Here is a 19,575-nt window from a genome sequence, read left to right as displayed (position 1 = left end):
TCGGCCCGCCGGACGTGATGCGATGGGCCGCCGGGGGCTTTCAGGAAGGTGTGATGACAGTGGGCAACTCGGTCTTCCGGCGCCGGAAGGTCGTCGTGGCGATCACCGGTGCCAGCGGCGTGTGCATCGGTGTGCGGATGCTGGACCTGCTGCGCGAACAAGAGGACATCGAAACGCATCTGGTGGTGTCGAAGGCCGGGATCATGACACTGCGGTACGAATGCGACATGTCGCTGCAGGACGTCCAGGCCCGCGCCGACGTCACCCATCGCGCCAGCGAGATCGGCGCGAGCATCGCGTCGGGTTCGTACCCGGTGGAAGCGATGCTGGTCGCGCCCTGCTCGGTCAAGACGATGTCCGCGATCGCCACCGGCTACACCGACGACCTCGTCAGCCGCGCGGCGGACGTCTGCCTCAAGGAAGGCCGCCCGCTGCTGCTGCTCGTCCGCGAAAGCCCGCTGCACCTGGGGCACCTGCGCTCGATGGTCGCCGCCACCGAAGCGGGAGCCATCATCGCGCCGCCGGTGCCCGCCTTCTATCCTCGTCCGGACTCGGTCGACGACATCGTCGACTACACCGCTCGCCGTGCGCTGGCCAGGGTGGGACTATGGGAGCTGGCGCCCGTCGCGTGGGAAGGTGAGCTCACCGGGCCGAACGGCCGGAACAACGGGACCGGGTGACGGTCGGGGAAGGGAATCGGGTGCTGGAGGCACGGCGGCTGCAGATCTTCTCGGCGGTGGCCGAGCGCGGCTCCTTCACCGCCGCCGCCGAAGCGCTGTTCATGACCCATTCCGCGGTGTCCCAGCAGATGGCGCTGCTGGAGCGGCAGCTCGGCGTCCCGCTGATGATCCGCGGGCCACGCGGGATCGAGCTCACCGAATCGGGCAAGATCCTCGCCGAGCGCAGCACCGGCCTGCTCGGGACCATCGCGAACATCGAACGCGAGATGCTCGACCTCAAGGCGTCACACTCCTTCGTCCGGCTCGGCGCGTTCCCCACCGCGGGCGCCGACCTGATCCCGAAGGTCGTCAGCGAATACCGCAAACGCTTCCCCGGCACGAAGATCGTGCTGCGCTCGGCGCACGCCTCCGACATGGCCACGAGCCTGCGTGACGGCTCCATCCACCTGGGACTGGTGTGGGATTACGACTTCATGCCGCGTTCGGTCCCCGCCGACATCGAACGGCTGCACCTCACCGACGACCCGCTGTGCGTGCTCGTGCCCGCCGACCATCCGGTGGCCGGGGAGTCCGAAGTGGAACTCCGGGAGCTGGCGGGTGAGGACTGGGTGGTCCGCAGCCACACCCCGCCCTACGACGAATCGTTCACGACCCTGTGCCGCCTGGCCGGCTTCGAGCCACGCATCGGGTTCGTCACCGAGGACTACCTGTCCACCCAAGGCCTGGTCGCGGCCGGGATCGGCATCGGGCTGGCTCCGCGGCTGGCCCTCGTCGCGCAGCGGCCGGACGTCGTGGCCGTGTCGATCGCGGGACCGTCCCCGCGCCGGCGGATCGCGGCGGTGCGGCTGCTCAACACCGGCCATCCGCAAGCCGCCCAGGACATGCTCGACGTGCTCCGAGACGTGAGCACCACCGATGCGGAGGCCGTGTGACGGCGAACGGAACCCGGCCGGGCAGCGAAATGCTGCGGCAGATGCTGCGCGAAGGGCAGGCGGACAACTCGCTGGTCGACCACATCGTCGAGGACCTCGCGATGCAGATCATCGACGGCCGCCTGCAACCCGGCGAAGACGTCAACTCGGTCGAACTCGCGCGCCGCTACAACAGCAGCCGTACGCCCGTACGCGAAGCTCTCGTGACGCTGCAACGGGAAGGGCTGGTGGAGATCCCGGCCCGGCGGCGGCCGCGGGTGTCCTCGGTGACGCTGACGCAGGCACGGGAGATGTACGAGGTCCGGGCCAACCTGCACGGCCTGGTCAGCGAGCTGATCGTGCGCAACGCCGACGATGAAGCCCTCGCCGTCCTCACCGCCTGCCAAGCGCATCTGCGGGCCGACGCCGAGCGCGGCGACGTCGACGGGTATTTCTGGCACAACGTGACCTTCCGGCAGACCGAGGCCGAGGTCGCCGGGAACAGGCAGCTGACCCGGCTGCTGGGCTCGCTCGGCCTGCGGACGTTGCAGCTGCGGCACGTCAGCCTTTCCTTGCCAGGGCGGCTCGACCGCTCGGTGGACGACCACGAACGGCTGCTCGCGGCCTACGCCGACCGCGACGCGCCGCTCGCCGTCGCGCTGACGAAGTCGATCATCAAAGCCGGGCTGCTGGCGATCGAACAGTCCGGCTGGTCCGGGCTGGAACTGGAGTCTTAAACAACCCGCGTCCGCGACTATCGCCAGCTGTCGACAGATGGCGAAGATCGTTCCACGACACGCCATGTTGGCCTAGACCCGGCCCGAGCGTTCGATGGCGTGATAACCGCGCAGTACCAACGATCGGCTGACGGCGGCGGCGAGCGCGGCGTCGCGGTCGGCGTACGCGCGGACGAGTCGCTCGTGATCGGCCAGGGAATGCAGCAGCCGCCCGGGAAGTGACAGGCTCAGATGCCGGAACCGGTGCATCTGCAGGCCCAGCGAACTGAGCCGCCGCTGCAGCTCGCCGTTCTTCGACAGGCTCGCCTCGGCGTTGCGGAAACCGACGTTGTGCCAGAAGTACCCGTCGACGTCCCCGAGGCGCGCGTCCTCCACGAGGAGTGCCTGCCACTCCGCGAGTCCGTGGATTTCCTCGTCGGTCGCGCGTTCCACGAGCAGCTGGCTGACCAGGCCGTAGAGACTGGCGCGGATCTCGTAGATCTCGCGGACCTGCGGGAGCGCCACCGGCGAGACGTACGGCCGCCGCCGGGGCGGGATGATCACCAGATCTTCCCGTTCCAGCAACAGCAACGCCTCACGGACCGGCGTCCGGCTGGTGTTGAACCGCCGGGCGAGCTCCGCCGAGTTGACCTCGTGTCCCGGCAGGAGCCGCCCTTCGACGATGTTGACCGCGAGTTCCTGGAAGATCGTGAACGCCAGCGAAGAGCTGCCGTCGGTCCCCCGCAGCGCGGTGAACAGCATTTCCGTCCGCAGATCACCGACGTCGGCCGCCAGCACTATCCCAGCACCTCTGGCCAGCGGCGACTCACCGACGCGACGAGGTCCGCACTCGATTCGGCGACCGCCGGGAAGTCCGCCAGCCGTTCGAACGGGCGGCAGGCGTCGATGATCGCGCGGCTGTTGAAGGCGATTTCCCCAGGCAGGGTAAGGGGATCGACCCGGCTCCCCCAGGTTCGCTTCATCACCTCGATGTCGATCTCCGGGTTGGTGCGGCCGCACATCGCCCAGACGACCTCGCCGAGGTCGCGCGGGTTGACGTCGCTGTCGACCACCACGGTGAACCGGTTCATGTAGGCCGCGGTCGGCAGCTGCGCGGTCAGGTACGCGGCTTGCCTGGCGTGCCCGGGATAACGCTGCTCCAGCGAGACGATCAGCAGCGAACGCCCACCACCCGCCTCGTGCGCCCACACTCCGCGGACTCCGGGCAGGCCGGTCTTGCGCAGGGAATCGGTGATGATCGCGGATTTCATCACCGTGCGCATGTACGAATAGTCGTGCGGTGGCTTGCCCGGCGGCGCGCCGAGCAGGATCGGATCGTCGCGGTAGTAGACCTTTTCGACGTCGATGGTGAGGATCGGGTCGCGGGAACCCGAGTAGTAGCCGGTCCATTCGCCGAACGGGCCCTCCGGGCGCTTGTTGTCCGGGCGGATCCAGCCCTCGATGGCGATTTCGCTGTCGTACGGCAACGGCAGGCCGGTCACCAGCCCCGGCACGGTCCGGACCGGGGCGCCCGTCATCGCGCCGACGTAGTCGTACTCGGAGACGTCACCGGGTACTTCGACCCCGGCCGCGACCAGGTACGCGGGATGGTGCCCGAGCGAGGCCGCGATCGGCGCGCGCCCTTCGGCCTCGAACCAGCGTCGCAGATGCTGGGCTCCGTGCTTGCCCGCCTCGATGTTGACGCTCGCCGAACGGCCTTCGTCCTGGACCTGCATGCGGTACGCGCCCAGGTTGATGCGGCCGGTGTCGTAGTCGCGGGTCACCACCGCGCAGCCGGTCCCGATGTAGCGGCCGCCGTCCTGCTCGTGCCAGCGTGGCACCGGAAAGCTCAGCAGATCCGGGTGGTCGACGACGTTGGACAGCAACGGTCCGTCTTGGACGGTCACCGCGGCGAACTCGCCGGCTCGGCGCGTCCACTCCCCCGGTTTCACGGCCAGTTTCTCGACGAGGTCCTCGTCGGTGTTGTCCCAGCCGAGCCCGAGCACCGAGCCGAGCAGGCGTGGATTGCTGACCGAGCCCGTCAGCACGCGCGAACCCGCCGGGTAGTCCTTGATGGAGGCGAACATCAACGCCTTCGGGTGGCTGCGCCGGTAGTTCACCTGGGACAGCGCGCCGATCTCCAACTCCCAATGCGCGCCTTCGAGCGTCTGGAGCTCGCCCGCCTTTTCGGCCTCCGCCAGCCAGTGCCGGAGATCCGCGCCGCTTTCGCTCATGCCGCTCCCTGCTCGAGTTCCCGGAGATAGCCGGTGGCCGCGTCCGCGGTGATCACGTCCGCGTACTTCTGGTTCATGTCGAACAAACTCACCCAGTGCGAGGCTTCGAACCGGTCGAAACAACAGTCCCCGACGACACCGACGCGGTACCCGCTGGTGCAGGCGTCGACCACGGTCGACCGGACGCAGCCGCTCGTCGCCTCACCGCAGACGAGCACGGTGTCGTGACCGCCCGCGCGCAGGATCGTCTTCAGCGGGGTTTCGTGGAAGCCGCTGGGGCCGATCTTGGTGAGGACGATGTCTTCGGGACCCGGCTCCACTTCGGACACGATGGCGTTCGGGTCCTTGTCGCCGCGCGTGGGTTTCAGCCGCCTCGCGGGTTTCCGGTTCCAGCGCCCGTATTCGGGCGGTGTCTGGTGGAAGTAGACGATCGGCACGCCGGAGTCCCTCGCCACCTCGAGGAACTCCGCCGTCCGGTCGACCGCTTCCCAGCCACGCTCACCGCAGGCGCTGGGCCACTCGGCCACCGCGGACAGGAGGTCCCGCCGTGGATGGCCGAGTGCCGCGTAGTACAGGTCGACGACCAGCACCACCGGGTTGCCGCCGAGCCCGAACGGCGCGCTTTTCGCCCAGGACGTCGTGTCCAGTAAGGCCTTGTCCTGGCCGGTGAGGAATTTCGACCATTCGGTGGCGAACTCGGTCATGGCGTGTACATGCTGTTGTCGATGTACTTGGCGACGTCCTGCGGGGCGGTGGTCTTGCCCGCCTGCGCGGCTTCGTCGAAGGCCTGCCGGATCACCTTCTCCTCGACGACCGGCGTCTTCGCCCAGACGTCGAGGAAGAAGTCGTAGGCGTACTTGGCGAGCTCGGGACTCTGCACGCCGCTGTACTTCTGGATGGCGGTGATCGTCTCCGGCTCGTGCGAGCGGATGTACTGCAGCGCTTCGGCTTCCGCGGCGACGAACCGCTTGACCACCTCACGGTTGTTCTGCAGATACTTGGCCTGCACGGTGTACGCGCCGAGCGGGAACTGCAGGTTCGCCAGCGACGCCAGCCGGACAGCGCCCTTCTCACGGCTTTCGGTGCCGTTCGGCGGCTGGGTGAGGATCGCCGAGACCGCACCGCTGCCGAGCGCGGCCACCTCGGCCGGGATGCTCTTGACGAACACCGCGGTGACATCCGATCGCTTCATCCCGTTGCTCTCCAGCAACGCCGTGAGCCCGTAGTCGCTTTGTGCGCCAGGAGAGGAGATCGCGACCTTCTTGCCCTTGAGGTCGGCCGGCGTCTTGATGTCCGGGCTGGCCCACATCTCCAGGTTGTAGTGCGGCTCGGACATCGCCACGTACCGGAGTTCGGTGCCCTTCATGATCGCCGCCGCGGTGTCCTGCGCGACCCCGACGCCGATCTGCACGCTGTCGCTGGCGAGTCCGGCGACCAGCTGCGAACTGTCGTTGAGCCGGACCAGTTCCACCTTCAGGCCGTGTTTGGCGAAGATGCCGTAGTCCGCGGCGGTGTACAGATCCGAATAGCCGGCACCGGGTGCGGTGTAGCCGATCTTGACCGGCAGCGCGCCGCTGGCGTCCGCGGTCACCGTCCCGGTCCCCTTGCCACAGGCGGCGAGGCTCACTACCAAACCGGCGGCCACCGCCACGGAAGTCCAGAACCTGGTTCTCATTGTGCACCTGCCCAGTGGGTGAATCGACGCTCGATCAACCGGACACCCCAGTTGAGTACCAAGGCCACGGCGGCGAGGATGACGATCCCGGCCATGGCGTTGTCCATGTTGAAGTTGGAGGTCTGGTTCTGCACGTAGTAGCCGAGTCCTTGGCTGGCAAGGAAAAGTTCGGCGACGATCGCGCCGACCAGTGCCCGGCCGACGGCCAGCCGGACCCCCGCGAGGATGTACGGGAGGGTGGCGGGCAGGGCGACGGCGTAGAAGAACTTCAGCCTCGGTGTGCAGAACACCGTGGCGACCCGGCTGTAGTCGCCGTCCAGATTCCGCACCCCGGCGGTGATGTTGATGATGAGCGGCAGGATGCCCGCCCACACGATGATGATCACGCGCGAGGTGTTGTCGATGCCGAACCAGAAGATGATGATCGGCAGGAACATCACGTACGGCACCGAATACAGGATGTTGACCATCGGCTCGGTCAGGTCGTGCAGCAGTTTGCTGCGGCCGAGCACCAGGCCGATGGGGATACCGAGGACGAAGGTGATTCCCAGTCCCCACAACAGTTCGTAGCCGGTGGCACCCAGCGCCGGGAAGATCTCTCCGGAGCTGAACAGCGCTACCTCGGCCTTCGCGATGCGGACCGGGTCGCTGCTGAACGACACCTCGACGAGACCGGCCGCGGTGCTGATCTGCCAGATGACCAGCACGATGAGGATGCCGGCGGTGCCGAGAAGGCCGCTACGGTGCCGTCGCACCCAGGTGGACAGTCCCGGCGGCTCCGTTGTTTCCATTGCTCGTTTCACCGCTGGCGGCCGTCCGCTCAGCGTTGCCGGTGGTGACGCCGTTGTCATGGTTCCTCACTGAGCCTTCTGGGTCCGCTGGGGCTTCGGGTACGGAGTCGTCCTGCTGCCGGTGGAGCGCTTCGAGGATCTTGTCGCCGTAGGCAAGGAATTCCGCGCTGCGCCGCCACGCCGCTTCGCGCGGCCGGGGTGCGTCGATGACCACCTCGAGGGCGACGTGCGCCGGGGACGGCGAGAAGACGATGACCCGGTCCGCCAGCAACACGGCTTCGTTGACATCGTGCGTGACGAACATGGCCGTCTTCTTCGCGCTGACGCTGTCCGCCTGCCAAATCCGCAGCAGCTCGTCCTGCAGGTTTTCCCTGGTCTGCGCGTCGAGCGCGCCGAAAGGCTCGTCGAGCAGGAGCAAGGTCGGATCGGTCGCCAGCGCGCGGGCCAGGTTGACCCGCTGCTTCATGCCACCGGACAGTTCGTGCGGATACTTGTCGGCCACCGAAGCCAGCCCGACGATTTCGAGCAGCCGCACGGCCCGCGCCCGCACTTCGTCGGTGAGCTTGCCGAGCATCTGCGGTCCGAAAAGGACATTCGCGAGCACGGTGCGCCAGGGGTAGAGCGACGCGTGCTGGAACACGAGCGACCGCTCCGGACCTGGCCCCTTGATGGGCTTTCCGGCGAGTTCGAGGTCACCGGACGCCACCGGGACCAGCCCGGCGACGGCTTCGAGGAAGGTGCTCTTGCCGCACCCGCTCGGGCCGACGATGACCACGAACTCCTCGTCGCGGATCTGGAGGTCGAGGTTCTCGCAGGCGAGCGAAAAGGCGCCGGTCCGGCGGCCGCGGTGGCCGAGCCGGAGGTTCCTGGCGTCGAGACAGACATCCGACACCGGTATCACCTGCCGTTCGGGGACTGGGGACATGCTGATGGGCCGCACTGGGTCACTACTGCTCCTCTTGCCGATGCTTCGCTGCGAATCGGGACAAGGTGTCGACACTTCGGCTGAGTGTGATCCCGGACGCTTGATCATGTCAAGAACGTTCGCAAGGCTAAGTTCAGAGAAAAATACGACTATGAGCGCATTTTAGGCCTATACCAGGCACTTCATGGCCAGTTTTGACCACCCGAACACGGCCGATCACACTGGGCAGTCGGCTGCCCAGATGAGTCATTTTCACAAACTGTCGACACTCTGCCGTGAGGGAGACCCCGGCGGGACCTTCGCCATCTGTCGACAGATGGCGGTCTCTTAGTTCGTAAGGGATCACGAGATGTCGACATCTCGTGAGGTGGCTGAAGCGCGCTCGGGGTGGGCTCGCCATCTGTCGACAGATGGCGAAGGTTGCGCACGCACAAAAAGGCGAGGGGGACTTCGCTGCTCCCTGGGCAGCGAAAGTCTCCCTCGCCAAAAAGAACTCCGGCCCGATGGGAGGTCGGGCTCCCACCGGGCCGGAGATCTGTGGAGATCTTTGTGCTATGTGTCGGGTTATGGGTGTTCAGTCAAGGTTTCCAGTCAGTAACCTCCCGTGGTGTCGGACGGAGCGCCGGCCGGGGGTGCCGTGCTGTCGGCCGCCGCGTTGGTGGGTTCCTTGCCCTCGGCGACCTTGCAGCCGGCGGGCTCGATTTCGTACCAGGTACCGCCGACGCCGTGGCCGTTGGCGTCACCGGGCTTGAGGTCCTTCGCGAAGGTGTACGCCGGCCAGCCGCCGATGGTCACCTGCTCGGTCCCGTCGGAACGGGTGACCTTGCCGATGAGCTTCGAGTCGACCCCGGTCACCTGCGTCTCGCCCTTGACGAGCATCGGCGGCCACTTGGCGGCACAGTCACCGTCGCAAGTGGACTTCGACGGCTTCTTGGTGTCCTTGGTGAACAGGTAGAGCGTCATGCCGTTCTGGTCCGCGAGCACCTGGTCCAGACCCGGGATCTCGGTCACGTTGACCGAAACCGCCTTCTCCTCCGCCTTCGCCCCGGCCGGGGTGACCGCGGCCCAGTTTCCGTCCACGCCTTGGCCCAGCGCCTTCCCCGGCGCCGTGTCCTTGGCGAAGCCGTAAACCGGCCAACCGTTGACGGTGACCTGCTTCTTGCCGTCGGTCCTGATCACCGTGCCGACCAGAGCCGCGTCGACCCCGGTCACCTCGGCCGGGCCGTCGGACAACAACGGCGGCCAGGCAGTCGCACACGCGTTGTCACAGTTGGACTTCGGCGGTTTGGCCGCGTCCTTCGCGAAGCGGTACAGCGTCATGCCGTTCCCGTCGGTGAGGACCTGGCCGAGACCGTCGACCTCCGCCGCCACCAGCTTCGCCGGCGGCGTGCTCGGAGCCTGCTGCTGTTGCTGGACGGCGACGGGCTTGACCGAACCGGCATCCTCGGCACCGAGCCCGCAGGCTCCGAGCACCCCCATGCCGATGACGGCGAAGGTGGCGGATATGACCGTTCTTGTTCGGGACATGAGGGATTACTCCTACCGATTCGAGACGAGGATGGACGGCCGATGGGCATCACTCACGGCACGTGCGGCCCTTGTTCACGCAGTTGACGAGCCGGTTCATGATGCACTGCGACATGACGTTGGCGAAGTCGTCGTGATCGGACAACGGGTTGTGGTTTTCGTTGGGGAATGAGTCCACTTTGTACTGTCCGTTGGCCTGGATGTCGCGGGGGATGTTGTAGGTCAGGGAGATCTGAAGTTCCGGCACGGCACTGAAGCCCTTGCCACAGCGTCCGGCAGCGTCAGGGAAGACGATGTGGGTGCGGTGGTTCGCGCTGTCGATGTTCTTGCCGTCCCAGCAGCTCGGGAAGGTGTGGACCCGCTTGACCTTGCTGCCCTCGGGGCAGATCGTGTACTTGTCGATCAGGCGGTTCTCGAACCCGGTGCAGGTCCAGCTGGCCTTGGTGTTGGCGACGCCGTTGACCGAGACCTTGGCGTCGCCGTAGAGCACGCGGAGGAACTTGGGCATCGCCCTTACCTTGCCGACGGCGCTGCCGCGGAAGGTCAGCTGAACACTGTCGGGCTGCTGGATTTCGCCGTCGTTGCCGGGAAGTTCGGCATTCTCGTCGGCTGCGGGGAGAGTCGCCGGCTTCGCGTCGGCTTTGCTGTTCTCGTCCCCGTTCTGGATACCTTCGCTGTCCTGGTCCTTGACCGCGCACTGGGCGAGTTCGTCCATGTTCGGGGCCTGGCCGCCGTTCTTCTTCACCGCGTCTTCGATCTTGCCGAGCGAGGCCTTCCGCTGTTCGGCCAGCGGGGCTACAACCGCGTCGGACTTGGCTTTTTCGGGCGCTGCCTCAAGTTTTTTGTCCGCCTCGGCGTTCTGGGCGTCGAGCGCCAGTAGTTCCTTCTCCACCTCGCCGGCAGCTGCGTCCGGCACATCTTCGGGCAACTGGCTCGCGACGTCGGGGCATTCGACGGTGGGCACCTCCGCGGCCTTGGCTGCCTGCTTGCGCTCGGCGTCCGGCGGTTTCACTTCGGGGTTGTTCGCCGCCGCTTTTTCCTCGCCGGTGTCGATGCGGACGACCGGCCAGAAGTAGGCGGACTTGTCACCGTTCTTGCAGGTGGTACCGGCCGCTTCCAGGCTCTTGTTGTTGGAATCCGCGTTGGTGGAAAGGTTTCCTACGTAGTCGTGCAGGTGCTCGGCACCGTTCTTCACGCCGGGAGCGGCGATGAAGTTGTCGGGGTTGAAATGGCCGTTCTCGTTCTTCCCGCAGTTGACGGTGAACGTCCCCTTGGACGCCTTTCCGTTGGGCCGCGGGGCCTTCACGTTCGGCTGAATAGTGGTGATGTCGACGAACAGCGACTTGTCCACCTCATCGGCCTTGGCCTGACCTGGATCGCCTGTCGTGGTCGTCACGACGATTCCGGCGACCGCGATGGCCAGTCCGATGGCACCGGTCGCAATCTTCGTTCTGCGTGCGATCCGATGGCGCCCTTGGTTTCGAGCCATTGACTGCTCACCTCGTTCGTGTTCTGGGCAGGGGGGAACTCTGGCGACTACCCAGGCATGAGTTGCATTTGGTCTATACGTAAATGAAGGCACCCGGTGGCAAATGATCCGAGTTCGCCTGCCGCTTCTCTCCGGCACTGGTTGATACGCGGGCCACGTGCCAAAGGGTTTAAAACGCGACCCGTTCGTTACCGTTCCGTTACCAATCTAATCCGTCGTAGCAGGTCAGAGCCTTGCGCTCTCGTAACCGAATCTCGATAGCGACCCACCGTTATCCGGACATGACTGTGCGTACGCCGAACCGAGTGACACGGTAACGACGCAGAGTTAGTCCGCGATTATTTTCTTGGCGCGAGAAAAGAGCCACGATGCTTTCGCGGAAATGCCAAGACCACTATTAGGACCGCATCACCATGTCTCTGATGATGCGGTCCTAATAGTGGTCTTACAGGAGTCCGCGCAGGTAAACAGCCTGTCCCGCGTGCTGCAGGTCGTCACCGATCACACTCGTCAGCCGGACACCGAGGGTCACCGGCGGATCCCACCGCTCGTCGACGACCCGGTCCAGGTGGGTCCCGGTCAACCCGGAGAGGAACTTCTTGGTCTGCTCGTGCACGGCGTCGTAGTAGCCGGTCAGCAGCGCCGGGTCCTTGACGCGCACAGCGGCGACGTCGGCCTCGCTGTGGCCGTAACCGGTCGAATACTCCGGCAGCGGCAGGTCGAACCGGCCGCTCCACCCGCCGGAGGTCCACACCTGGTCGGTGCCCGCGACCTCGGCGACATGGTCGTCCTGGACCCGCGTCAGGTGCCACACCAGCCACGCGATGCTGTTCGCGCCGGGTTTGACCTGCCACGCAAGCTGCTCCGGCGTCAACCCTTCGACTGCCTCGTACACGACCTCCTGGATACGGTCGAATCCGTCGGACAGCAGTTCGGCGACGTTCATCGGTGATCCTTCCTTTCGCCGGGCCGGTCCCCCAGTCTAGGAATCCCCCGGCCGTCCGGCTCGGCGAAGCGGTCAGCCGCTCAAACCCGGGCGGGCTCGGTGACCTCGGTCCACCGGATCTGCGGGTGCAGCTTTTCGGTGTCCGCCCGGTGCTTGTTCGCGCCCACGATGTCGAACATGGACTCGATCAGCGTGTCCGACAGCAGGTGCGGCTTCAGGCCGAGCTCCACCAGACCGGTGTGCTTCACGTTGTAGTAGTGCTCCGCCGCTTCCACGCGCGGGTTGTCGAGATGCTCGATCTGCACCGGCCCGGGGAACCGCTCGGCCACGAGCTCGGCGATCCCCTGCACGGAAAAGCTTTCCGTCATCTGGTTGAACACCCGGAATTCGCCACGGTCGGCCCGGTTCTCGACCGCGAGCCGGATACATTCCACCGTGTCCCGGATGTCGATCAGGCCGCGCTGCTGCCCGCCGCGCCCGTACACGGTGAGCGGCTGCCCGAGCACGGCCTGGATCACGAACCGGTTCAGCACCGTGCCGAACACGGCGTCGTAGTCGAACCTCGTGGCCAGGCGGGGATCGCGTGCGGTCTGCGGGGTCTCCTGCCCGTAGACGACACCCTGGTTGAGGTCGGTCGCGCGCAGGCCCCACGCCCGGCAGGCGAACTCGATGTTGTGCGAGTCGTGCACCTTGCTCAGGTGGTAGAACGAGCCCGGCCGCTTCGGGAAGAGCATCCTGTCGGTGCGGCCGTTGTGCTCGACGTCGAGCCAGCCCTCTTCGATGTCGATGTTGGGCGTGCCGTACTCCCCCATCGTCCCCAGCTTCACCAGGTGGATGTCGGGATCGATCTTCGCGATGGCGTACAGCAGGTTGAGCGTGCCGACGACGTTGTTGTGCTGGGTGTAGACGGCGTGCCGCCGGTCGATCATGGAGTACGGCGCAGACCGCTGTTCGGCAAAGTGGACAACGGCTTCCGGCGCGAACTCACGCAGTACCTGAAAGGCGAATTCGTCATCGAGAAGATCGCCCTGGTAGGCGGTGATCCGTTTTCCGGAGATCTCCTGCCAGGCTTCGACCCTGGTGTCCATGTCTTCGATGGGAATCAGGCTCTCGACACCCAATTCCTCGTCGTATCGCCGTCGGGCAAAATTGTCCACTATAGCGATTTCGTGCCCGTTGTCCGAGAGATGCAGGGCAGTCGGCCACCCCAGATATCCGTCGCCGCCGAGGACCAGTACTCGCATTGTTCTACCTTTCCGCATGTTTGCCCGAACAGCGAACTGATTCCCGATTCGCACCCGGCTGACCATGATGAATCCGACGTTAGCCAGCGACCACTGATCGCGAGCTGAGCGCGAGCTGTGAATTCCCTATGCGTTCAGGCGTTCTCCGGCAGGCAGGAGGAAATGACGGAAGACTGGACATATGGCTTCAGTGTCCGGTACGGACAGCACGCGCCCACGGGGGTTCGTGCGGTTCGTCCGCGCGGCCGCCAGCTCGGTGACCGCCACGGCGATCAGCCAGGTCACGCTGCTCCTGATCCTGTGGTGGGGTGGTCATCCGACGGTGGCGAGCGCGGCCGCGTTCGTCGCGGGCGCGGTGCCGAACTACCTCATGACGCGGCGCTGGGTATGGGGACGCCGGGACAAGCCGCAGGTGCGGTCCGAGGTCGTGCCGTACCTGCTCGTGATCGCGCTCGGCGGACTGGCCGCGGTGGGCCTGACCAGTCTCGTGGGCTGGCTGCTGACGCCGCTGACGATGTCGCACGCGTTGCGGGTCGTGCTGCTCGACGGCGCCTACGTGAGCAGCTACGCGCTCGTGTTCGTTCTCAAGTTCACCCTGCTCGACCGGCTGGTTTTCGGCCGCGACGCAGCACGTACCCCCGCCACCATGTCCCGGTCATGACCCGCGCGTAGTTGGCGCCGTACACGAGACTGCCGCCCTTCTTACTCTTGCCGGCGCCGCGCAGCCGCATCGACATCGGGCGCTCCACCACCCGCACGCCGCGAGCGGTCACGCCGAGCAGCAGCTCCGAGGACTGGTACTGGGGCTCGTTCAGCGGCACCGCACAGGCAAGCTCCGCGCGCATCGCCCGGAAGCCGAACGACGTGTCGGTGATCCGCCGCCAGGTCAGCACCGACGCCAGTAGCGCGAAGCATCGGACGCCCAGCCAGCGCACCCTGCTGTCCGCCTCTTCGTAACCGAGCCTGCGGGAACCGGTGACGAAGTCCGCCGACCCGTCGAGCAGGGGGTGGACGAGCTCGGCCATCTCGCTGTTGTCGTACTGGCCGTCGGCGTCGGTGGTGAGGATGTACTTCGCGCCGGATTCCGCCGCCAGGTGGTAGCCGAGCCGCAGTGCCGCGCCCTGGCCGCGGTTGCGGGGCGCCACGCACACGTAGGCACCGTGGCCGGCGGCGATCCCGGCGGTGTCGTCGGTGCCGCCGTCGACCACGACCAGGACGTCCACGGGCAGGCCGAGGCACTCGTCGGGCATCTTCTCGAGGACCGGGCCGATGCCGCCGGCTTCGTTGTACGCGGCGATCACGACCACCAGCGGGGCCAGCTCGACGTTGCCGTAGCGATCACTGAAGTCTTTGCGTGCGCCGGAATCGGTGTCGTCCGGATAAGCGCTGAGACGACGTCTGCTCGCGGCCGTCAGCGCGGTGAACCCGAGTGCTCCCGCCACCGGCAGCAGGACCAGCGCCGGTAGCTGATACCGCCACGAGAACTCGAAGGCCGCCGAACCCAGCAGGAGAACCAGCCCGCTCGACGCGGCCAGCAGCCCACCCGCGCGAGCCCGCCCACGCCGGAAACCCCCGAGCAGCCCCAGCACCGCGCCGAACCCGAGCACCGCACCCGGGACATAACCGCCGCCGAGCTGATAGCCCCGCAGGATCGGCGCCAGATCAGGGTTGACGTACGGCGCGATGCCGTCGTACTGCCGCGTGATCTGCTCGACCTGATCGGGATAGTTGAACAGCGGATAGGTCAGCTGGAACTGCCACCGGTCGAGCGGCACGTCGTTCGGCGCGGTCGTCCTGGTGAAAGCGAAACTCTTGAAGAAATCAGTCAGTACCGCGCCCGCCACGTCCCAAGGCTGCGCGCTCAGGACCTTCAGCCCGAATTGGTGCGCCAATTCCGATCTGCTCGCTCCCGGCGGAAGCGGTCCGGGCCAATTCGGATCCGTGTCCATATGTGCGTAGGAATCGACACCCAAGCGCTGCCCGAGCGGTTCGCGCGGGCAGAAAAGACTCTGCTCGGCGTTGAGATCGAGCCGGGAACAATCGGCGACCACGGCGGTCCGCCCGTACAGCGCGTTTCCCGAAGAAACCGACAATCCCCAGCCACCGGTGACGGAATGGAAATAGGCGGCATAAGGCACGAGCACGACACCGAGACCGGCGACCGCGACTCCGCACCGGACACCGACGCGCTTCCAGCCCGCGCGCGTGCGCCAAGCGCCACCGGCCGCCACGAGATAAACGGCGAACGGGACCACCAAAGCGATCCCGATGACCCGCACCAGCACCGCCGCACCGAGCAGCACTCCGGCGCCGGCCACGCGCCGCCAGCCGGGTTCACCGCGGCCAAGCAGCAACCAGAGCAACCCGAGCAGCAAAACCTCGAAGGTCACTTCCGACATGATGTTCTGCTCGATCTGCAACTGGTAGGCGTCGAGCAGGATCGGGGCGGCGGCGAGCGCGCCGACCCACCGGCGCGCACCGAGTTTCAGGACCAGCGCATAGATGCCGACAGCGATGCCGAGCCCCGCGAGGTGCTGCACGGCCGTGACGAACCCGAGCCCGCCGATCGCGAGCAGCGGCCTCAGCACGAGGTCGTAGCCGATCGGGTTGAGCTGGTCCGGCGCGAGCGGGCCCAGGTTGCCGAGGTACCGGAACCCGTCGATGAACAGCAGCGCGGGCCGGTACGCGAGCCACACCAGCACTCGCAGCGTCAGTCCGGCGGCGAGCAACACGAGCAGGAAGGCGTGGCGCCTCGCGAACAACTTCACCAGGCGAAACCCTCTACCTCCAGAAAGTATTTCCACGCGGTGGCGAGTCCATCAGCCAGCGACACCGTTGGCCAGTAGCCGATCGTCGCCGCACTGGCGGAAAGATCCACGACGACGGCGGGCATCTCCCCCGCGGGCGCCTCGACATGCTCGGCGGGCAGTTCCGCGCCGGTCACCCCGCGGACCGTTTCCACCAGTTCCAGCACCGAAACCGACCGCCCGGCACCGACGATCGCGCGTCCCGAGTAGCCACTGCCGAACGCCAGCAGCACGGCACGCACGACGTCGTCGACATGGACGAGGTCACGCCGCTGGCTTCCGTCGCCGTAGATCCGCACGCCGGTGCCCGCGAGTGCCGCGCGCATCAGGCGCGGAACGAAACTGTCCTTATGGGACATTCCCGGTCCGTAGACGTTGGTGAACCGCAGGGCGCACGTCGTCAGCCCGTACGCGCCGGAGTAACCCGACATCAGCATCTCGCAGGCCGCTTTCGTGGCCCCGTAAGGAGTCAGCGGCCGCGACGGCAGGTCGACGGTGATCGTTTCCGTCTTCACATCGCCGATCACGGCGTTGGTGGAGGCGAAGACGAACCGGCCGATCTCGTGGCGCCGGGCGAGCTCCAGCAGTTCCTGGGTGACGGCCACGTTGTCCGAATAGGTCTGTAGCGGCACCTCCACCGATTTCAGCACCGAGGTCAACGCCGCGAGATGCACAATGCCCACTGTTTCCGCCGTCACCGCGGCCTCACGGACCTTCGCGTCTCCGAGTTCACCGACAACGCAGGTGACGCCGTCATCGCCTGCGGGATAAGGAATCCGGTCGACCACCGTCACGGGCGCGCCCCGCTCACGGAACGCGCGGACCACGGCGCGCCCGATAAAACCCGAACCACCGGTGACCACCACGGAACCCTGAAGTGCCATGCGGCCCAACCTACCCACGGTAGCTGTGAGTCCGCTGTACGAGTCCTAGCCGAGTAATTCGAGCCGTTTGACCGGTTTCGCGACCTTGTTGCGCGATCAGGCCAACCGGCCTACTATCAGTCCATGCGGCCTGATGACAGTCCAAGCGGACGAAAACGAAACCCGATCATCGAGGAAGCCCGCCGTGCCCAGATCATCGCCGCGACCATCGAGACGGTCGCGGCAGCCGGGTTCGCGCAGGCCTCACTCGCACAGATCGCGCAGAACGCCGAGATCAGCAAAAGCGTGATCTCGTATCACTTTTCCGGCAAGGACGAGCTGCTCGCGCAGGTCGTCGAACAGATCTACGAAGACGCCTGGGCCTACATCGGGCCCAGGCTGGAGACCGAGACCAGCGCCGCGGGCAGGCTCCGGGCGTATATCGAGGCGAATCTCCAGTACATGAAAACGCACCGGGAGCGCTTGCTCGCGGTCATCACCATCGTCGGCAACCTCCGCGCGGCCGACGGTTCGATGCGCTTCCCCCCGAGCTCCGACGACTCGGTGATCACGCTACTGACCGAAATCCTCGAAGACGGCCGCCGCAACGGCGAATTCCGCGACCTCGATCCGCGTGTGGTCGCGGTGACCGTGGGCCAAGCCCTTGTCGGCGTGCTCGGCGAATGGGCGATGAACCCCGGCGCCGATCTGGACGCGTATGCCGCCGAACTCGCCGTCCTCTTCGACCACGCCACCCGAAAGCAGGAGCGCCACTCATGCCCTTGACCCATCGAGGCGTCAACTACGACACCGGTACGAACTACATGGCCGACGGCGGGCTGTCCCGCCAGAACTGGGACGCCGACGTCATGCGCGGGGAACTACGCGCCATCCGCGACGAGCTGCACTGCACGTCGATCGGCGTCTTCGGGACCGACCTCGATCGGCTGGGCCAGACCGCGGAGGCCGCGCTGGAGGGCGGCCTCCAGGTCTGGCTCCAGCCCCGGCTGGTCGACGCCGGACCGCGGGATACCTTGGCGCACTTGGCAAAGGCCGCCGAGCTGGCCGAACGCCTGCGGACCCGGAACTCCGCGATCCACCTCAACGTGGGCTGCGAGCTCACGGTGTTCTCCGAGGGGATGATGCCCGGGGCGGGCTACGCCGAGCGCGCCGCCCGGCTGGCGACGCTGAGGGGCTGGCCGCTGACCCCGTTGTACAGCAAGCGATTGAACCGGTTCCTCCGCCAAGCCGCCGACGTCGCCAGGGCGGAATTCCACGGCCAGCTCACCTACGGCGCCGGGTTGTGGGAACTCGTCGACTGGAAACCGTTCGACATCATCGGCCTGGACTACTACCGAATGCGCTACAACCGCGCCAAATACGTCACGAAACTGCGGAAATTCACCCGGCAGGACAAGCCGGTGGTCATTGTCGAATTCGGCTGCGCGGCTTTCGACGGAGCTGCCGAAGCCGGTCCGAGCGCGCACGAGATCATCGACCACAGCGGGCCGGTGCCCCGGATCGACGGGCCCTACACGCGGAACGAGCAGGTCCAGGCCGACCAGCTCGCCGACCTGATCGGCATCTACGACGAAGAGGGCGTCCACGGGGCGTTCGTGTTCGAGTTCATCGAACCGGCGCATCCGCACTCCGCCGAACCGCACCACGACATCGACATGGCCGGGTATTCACTGGTGAAGATCATCCACGACACTCCGGACGGGCCGTACCGCTGGGAACCGAAAGTCGCCTTCCACACCGTCGCGAAGCTTTACGGCGCCCAGAAAGCCCTAGGGATGCAGATGCAGGCGGCGCAGCGCGAGCGCGAGCTGGAGCCGTAACCGCCCCAGCGGATCCCGCACCGGCCAGCCCAGCAGCTGTTCGACGTGCGCGATGCGGTCCTGGAGCGTCGAGTGGTGCACGACCAGCGCCGTCGCCGCCGTGCGCAGGCTCGGGCTGGACGCGAATGTGACCAGTGTGCCGAGCACCCACGGCGCGGCGGACCCGGCCCGATCCAACGCGAGGACGTCCGCCACCGGTTTGGTCCCGGGCCCCACGGACGCGGCGAGGACGGCGAGCCCGCCGAGTTCGTCCGCGCGCACCACTCGCGGCCCGGGATCCTGCTCGGTCCCGTCCGCGGCGAACCGCAACGCCGTCTGCGCCGCCTCCCATGACGAAGGCAGTTCGAGCACGGGGACCAGCGGCCCGACGCCGACACGCCCGCGTTCGGGCACCGCGCCGGTCGCTTCGATCCGCACGGAACCACCGTCGAGCGCCAATACCCGTGCGGTGTCGGGCAAGCCGAGCCGCCGGCCTGCGCGGGCCCGGGCGGGTTCCTCGGCGGAGGCGTCGAGCACGACCTCCACCAGGGCCGGGTCGCCCGAAGCCCGGCCGCGCGTCCGGTCCAGTACTCCGCGCGCCGCGGAAACGGCCCGTTCGAGCACCATCGCGTCGACCGGACCGGCAGGCCCCGGCCGTTCCAGCCACAGCACCGGCGGCCCGCCGGGCATGAGCGCCGCGCTGAGCCACTCCGGTTCGGGCGGCCCGAACTCGTCGAGCGCGCGGCCCTCCGGGTCGACGCGGACGCGCACATGGCGTTCGTCGTCGACCAGGCGGGCGGTGCACCCGGAGAGGACGGCCGCGCCGCGCACGATCGGCTCGAGCCCGGACCGTCCCTCGACGAGCTGGTCGAAGTACGCGATCACCTTGACCGCGGCCCCGGCGTCCGGGTCGAGCGCCGAGAGCCTGCCGACGAGATCCTTCATCA

19 protein-coding genes are annotated in these 19,575 nt (G+C 66.8%); 6 read left to right on the top strand and 13 right to left on the bottom strand.

All coding sequences use genetic code 11. From position 1 onward, the window contains the following. Positions 1 to 53: 53 nt before the first annotated feature. From VGP60_RS25050 to VGP60_RS25040, 3 genes are read left to right on the top strand one after another with little or no spacing between them, the layout of a single operon-like run. Positions 54 to 680 (top strand): UbiX family flavin prenyltransferase, encoded by a 627-nt coding sequence (locus VGP60_RS25050; protein ID WP_327550531.1) that lies wholly within the window; start codon positions 54 to 56, stop codon positions 678 to 680. 20 nt (positions 681 to 700) lie between these two features. Further along, positions 701 to 1,612 carry a LysR family transcriptional regulator gene (locus tag VGP60_RS25045; protein ID WP_327550530.1) on the top strand — a complete coding sequence of 304 codons (912 nt, stop codon included), beginning with the start codon at positions 701 to 703 and terminating at the stop codon, positions 1,610 to 1,612. Beyond that, positions 1,609 to 2,328, top strand: a complete 720-nt coding sequence (locus VGP60_RS25040) for a GntR family transcriptional regulator (RefSeq protein ID WP_327550529.1) — start codon at positions 1,609 to 1,611, stop codon at positions 2,326 to 2,328. The genes VGP60_RS25045 and VGP60_RS25040 overlap by 4 nt, the downstream gene beginning before the upstream one ends. 72 nt (positions 2,329 to 2,400) lie before the next feature. Here the strand turns inward: VGP60_RS25040 and VGP60_RS25035 are convergent, their stop codons facing one another. The 10 genes from VGP60_RS25035 to VGP60_RS24990 all read right to left on the bottom strand — a co-directional run bounded on the left by VGP60_RS25035 (position 2,401) and on the right by VGP60_RS24990 (position 13,138). Then, positions 2,401 to 3,105, bottom strand: coding sequence for a GntR family transcriptional regulator (locus VGP60_RS25035; protein ID WP_327550528.1), 705 nt, complete (start codon positions 3,103 to 3,105; stop codon positions 2,401 to 2,403). Then, complete coding sequence (locus VGP60_RS25030; protein WP_327550527.1) at positions 3,105 to 4,541, bottom strand: UbiD family decarboxylase; 1,437 nt, start codon at positions 4,539 to 4,541, stop codon at positions 3,105 to 3,107. The genes VGP60_RS25035 and VGP60_RS25030 overlap by 1 nt, the downstream gene beginning before the upstream one ends. After that, complete coding sequence (locus VGP60_RS25025; protein ID WP_327550526.1) at positions 4,538 to 5,245, bottom strand: isochorismatase family protein; 708 nt, start codon at positions 5,243 to 5,245, stop codon at positions 4,538 to 4,540. Before VGP60_RS25025 ends, VGP60_RS25030 begins: the two co-directional genes overlap by 4 nt. Further along, positions 5,242 to 6,216: an ABC transporter substrate-binding protein gene (locus VGP60_RS25020; protein ID WP_327550525.1), complete on the bottom strand. Its 975-nt coding sequence runs from the start codon at positions 6,214 to 6,216 to the stop codon at positions 5,242 to 5,244. Before VGP60_RS25020 ends, VGP60_RS25025 begins: the two co-directional genes overlap by 4 nt. Further along, positions 6,213 to 6,971 carry an ABC transporter permease gene (locus VGP60_RS25015; RefSeq protein ID WP_327550524.1) on the bottom strand — a complete coding sequence of 253 codons (759 nt, stop codon included), beginning with the start codon at positions 6,969 to 6,971 and terminating at the stop codon, positions 6,213 to 6,215. Before VGP60_RS25015 ends, VGP60_RS25020 begins: the two co-directional genes overlap by 4 nt. Beyond that, positions 6,955 to 7,899 (bottom strand): ABC transporter ATP-binding protein, encoded by a 945-nt coding sequence (locus VGP60_RS25010; protein ID WP_327550523.1) that lies wholly within the window; start codon positions 7,897 to 7,899, stop codon positions 6,955 to 6,957. The genes VGP60_RS25015 and VGP60_RS25010 overlap by 17 nt, the downstream gene beginning before the upstream one ends. A 624-nt stretch (positions 7,900 to 8,523) precedes the next feature. After that, positions 8,524 to 9,459, bottom strand: a complete 936-nt coding sequence (locus VGP60_RS25005; protein WP_327550522.1) for an SCO0930 family lipoprotein — start codon at positions 9,457 to 9,459, stop codon at positions 8,524 to 8,526. A gap of 49 nt (positions 9,460 to 9,508) precedes the next feature. Then, positions 9,509 to 10,948, bottom strand: a complete 1,440-nt coding sequence (locus VGP60_RS25000) for a DUF1996 domain-containing protein (RefSeq protein ID WP_327550521.1) — start codon at positions 10,946 to 10,948, stop codon at positions 9,509 to 9,511. 445 nt (positions 10,949 to 11,393) lie between these two features. Then, positions 11,394 to 11,894 carry a mycothiol transferase gene (locus tag VGP60_RS24995; RefSeq protein ID WP_327550520.1) on the bottom strand — a complete coding sequence of 167 codons (501 nt, stop codon included), beginning with the start codon at positions 11,892 to 11,894 and terminating at the stop codon, positions 11,394 to 11,396. A gap of 80 nt (positions 11,895 to 11,974) precedes the next feature. Next, entirely contained in the window at positions 11,975 to 13,138 is a 1,164-nt protein-coding gene (locus tag VGP60_RS24990) for an NAD-dependent epimerase/dehydratase family protein (RefSeq protein ID WP_327550519.1), read from the bottom strand. Between the two features lie 181 nt (positions 13,139 to 13,319). Here VGP60_RS24990 and VGP60_RS24985 point away from each other — a divergent pair, with 181 nt between their 5' ends. After that, positions 13,320 to 13,799 (top strand): GtrA family protein, encoded by a 480-nt coding sequence (locus VGP60_RS24985; protein WP_327550518.1) that lies wholly within the window; start codon positions 13,320 to 13,322, stop codon positions 13,797 to 13,799. Here VGP60_RS24985 and VGP60_RS24980 read toward each other — a convergent pair. Together VGP60_RS24980 and VGP60_RS24975 are read right to left on the bottom strand one after the other, a co-directional pair. Beyond that, the gene (locus VGP60_RS24980) at positions 13,729 to 15,906 is read right to left on the bottom strand and encodes a glycosyltransferase family 2 protein (protein WP_327550517.1); all 2,178 of its coding nucleotides are present in this window, start codon (positions 15,904 to 15,906) and stop codon (positions 13,729 to 13,731) included. The genes VGP60_RS24985 and VGP60_RS24980 overlap by 71 nt on opposite strands. Beyond that, positions 15,903 to 16,829: an NAD-dependent epimerase/dehydratase family protein gene (locus tag VGP60_RS24975; protein ID WP_327550516.1), complete on the bottom strand. Its 927-nt coding sequence runs from the start codon at positions 16,827 to 16,829 to the stop codon at positions 15,903 to 15,905. Before VGP60_RS24975 ends, VGP60_RS24980 begins: the two co-directional genes overlap by 4 nt. Before the next feature lie 123 nt (positions 16,830 to 16,952). Here VGP60_RS24975 and VGP60_RS24970 point away from each other — a divergent pair, with 123 nt between their 5' ends. After that, the gene (locus tag VGP60_RS24970; RefSeq protein WP_327550515.1) at positions 16,953 to 17,594 is read left to right on the top strand and encodes a TetR/AcrR family transcriptional regulator; all 642 of its coding nucleotides are present in this window, start codon (positions 16,953 to 16,955) and stop codon (positions 17,592 to 17,594) included. Continuing rightward, on the top strand, positions 17,585 to 18,649 hold the full coding sequence (locus VGP60_RS24965) for an abortive phage infection protein (protein WP_327550514.1): 1,065 nt from the start codon (positions 17,585 to 17,587) through the stop codon (positions 18,647 to 18,649). The genes VGP60_RS24970 and VGP60_RS24965 overlap by 10 nt, the downstream gene beginning before the upstream one ends. Here VGP60_RS24965 and VGP60_RS24960 read toward each other — a convergent pair. Then, on the bottom strand, positions 18,599 to 19,573 hold the full coding sequence (locus tag VGP60_RS24960; RefSeq protein ID WP_327550513.1) for a helix-turn-helix domain-containing protein: 975 nt from the start codon (positions 19,571 to 19,573) through the stop codon (positions 18,599 to 18,601). The two genes, VGP60_RS24965 and VGP60_RS24960, sit on opposite strands and share 51 nt — an antisense overlap. Between the last annotated feature and the right edge of the window lie 2 nt (positions 19,574 to 19,575).

Origin of the sequence: Amycolatopsis sp. (genome assembly GCF_036008905.1) — a bacterium.
Classification (GTDB): Bacteria; Actinomycetota; Actinomycetes; order Mycobacteriales; family Pseudonocardiaceae; genus Amycolatopsis.
This window is presented reverse-complemented; position numbering and strand designations above follow the sequence as displayed.

Coding starts and splice junctions, on each gene's coding strand:
- VGP60_RS25050 (WP_327550531.1), top strand. CDS start 54: ATGACAGTGGGCAACTCGGTCTTCCGGCGCCGGAAGGTCGTCGTGGCG.
- VGP60_RS25030 (WP_327550527.1), bottom strand. CDS start 4,541: ATGAGCGAAAGCGGCGCGGATCTCCGGCACTGGCTGGCGGAGGCCGAA.
- VGP60_RS25025 (WP_327550526.1), bottom strand. CDS start 5,245: ATGACCGAGTTCGCCACCGAATGGTCGAAATTCCTCACCGGCCAGGAC.
- VGP60_RS25020 (WP_327550525.1), bottom strand. CDS start 6,216: ATGAGAACCAGGTTCTGGACTTCCGTGGCGGTGGCCGCCGGTTTGGTA.
- VGP60_RS25005 (WP_327550522.1), bottom strand. CDS start 9,459: ATGTCCCGAACAAGAACGGTCATATCCGCCACCTTCGCCGTCATCGGC.
- VGP60_RS25000 (WP_327550521.1), bottom strand. CDS start 10,948: ATGGCTCGAAACCAAGGGCGCCATCGGATCGCACGCAGAACGAAGATT.
- VGP60_RS24995 (WP_327550520.1), bottom strand. CDS start 11,894: ATGAACGTCGCCGAACTGCTGTCCGACGGATTCGACCGTATCCAGGAG.
- VGP60_RS24990 (WP_327550519.1), bottom strand. CDS start 13,138: ATGCGAGTACTGGTCCTCGGCGGCGACGGATATCTGGGGTGGCCGACT.
- VGP60_RS24985 (WP_327550518.1), top strand. CDS start 13,320: ATGGCTTCAGTGTCCGGTACGGACAGCACGCGCCCACGGGGGTTCGTG.
- VGP60_RS24975 (WP_327550516.1), bottom strand. CDS start 16,829: ATGGCACTTCAGGGTTCCGTGGTGGTCACCGGTGGTTCGGGTTTTATC.
- VGP60_RS24970 (WP_327550515.1), top strand. CDS start 16,953: ATGCGGCCTGATGACAGTCCAAGCGGACGAAAACGAAACCCGATCATC.
- VGP60_RS24965 (WP_327550514.1), top strand. CDS start 17,585: ATGCCCTTGACCCATCGAGGCGTCAACTACGACACCGGTACGAACTAC.
- VGP60_RS24960 (WP_327550513.1), bottom strand. CDS start 19,573: ATGAAGGATCTCGTCGGCAGGCTCTCGGCGCTCGACCCGGACGCCGGG.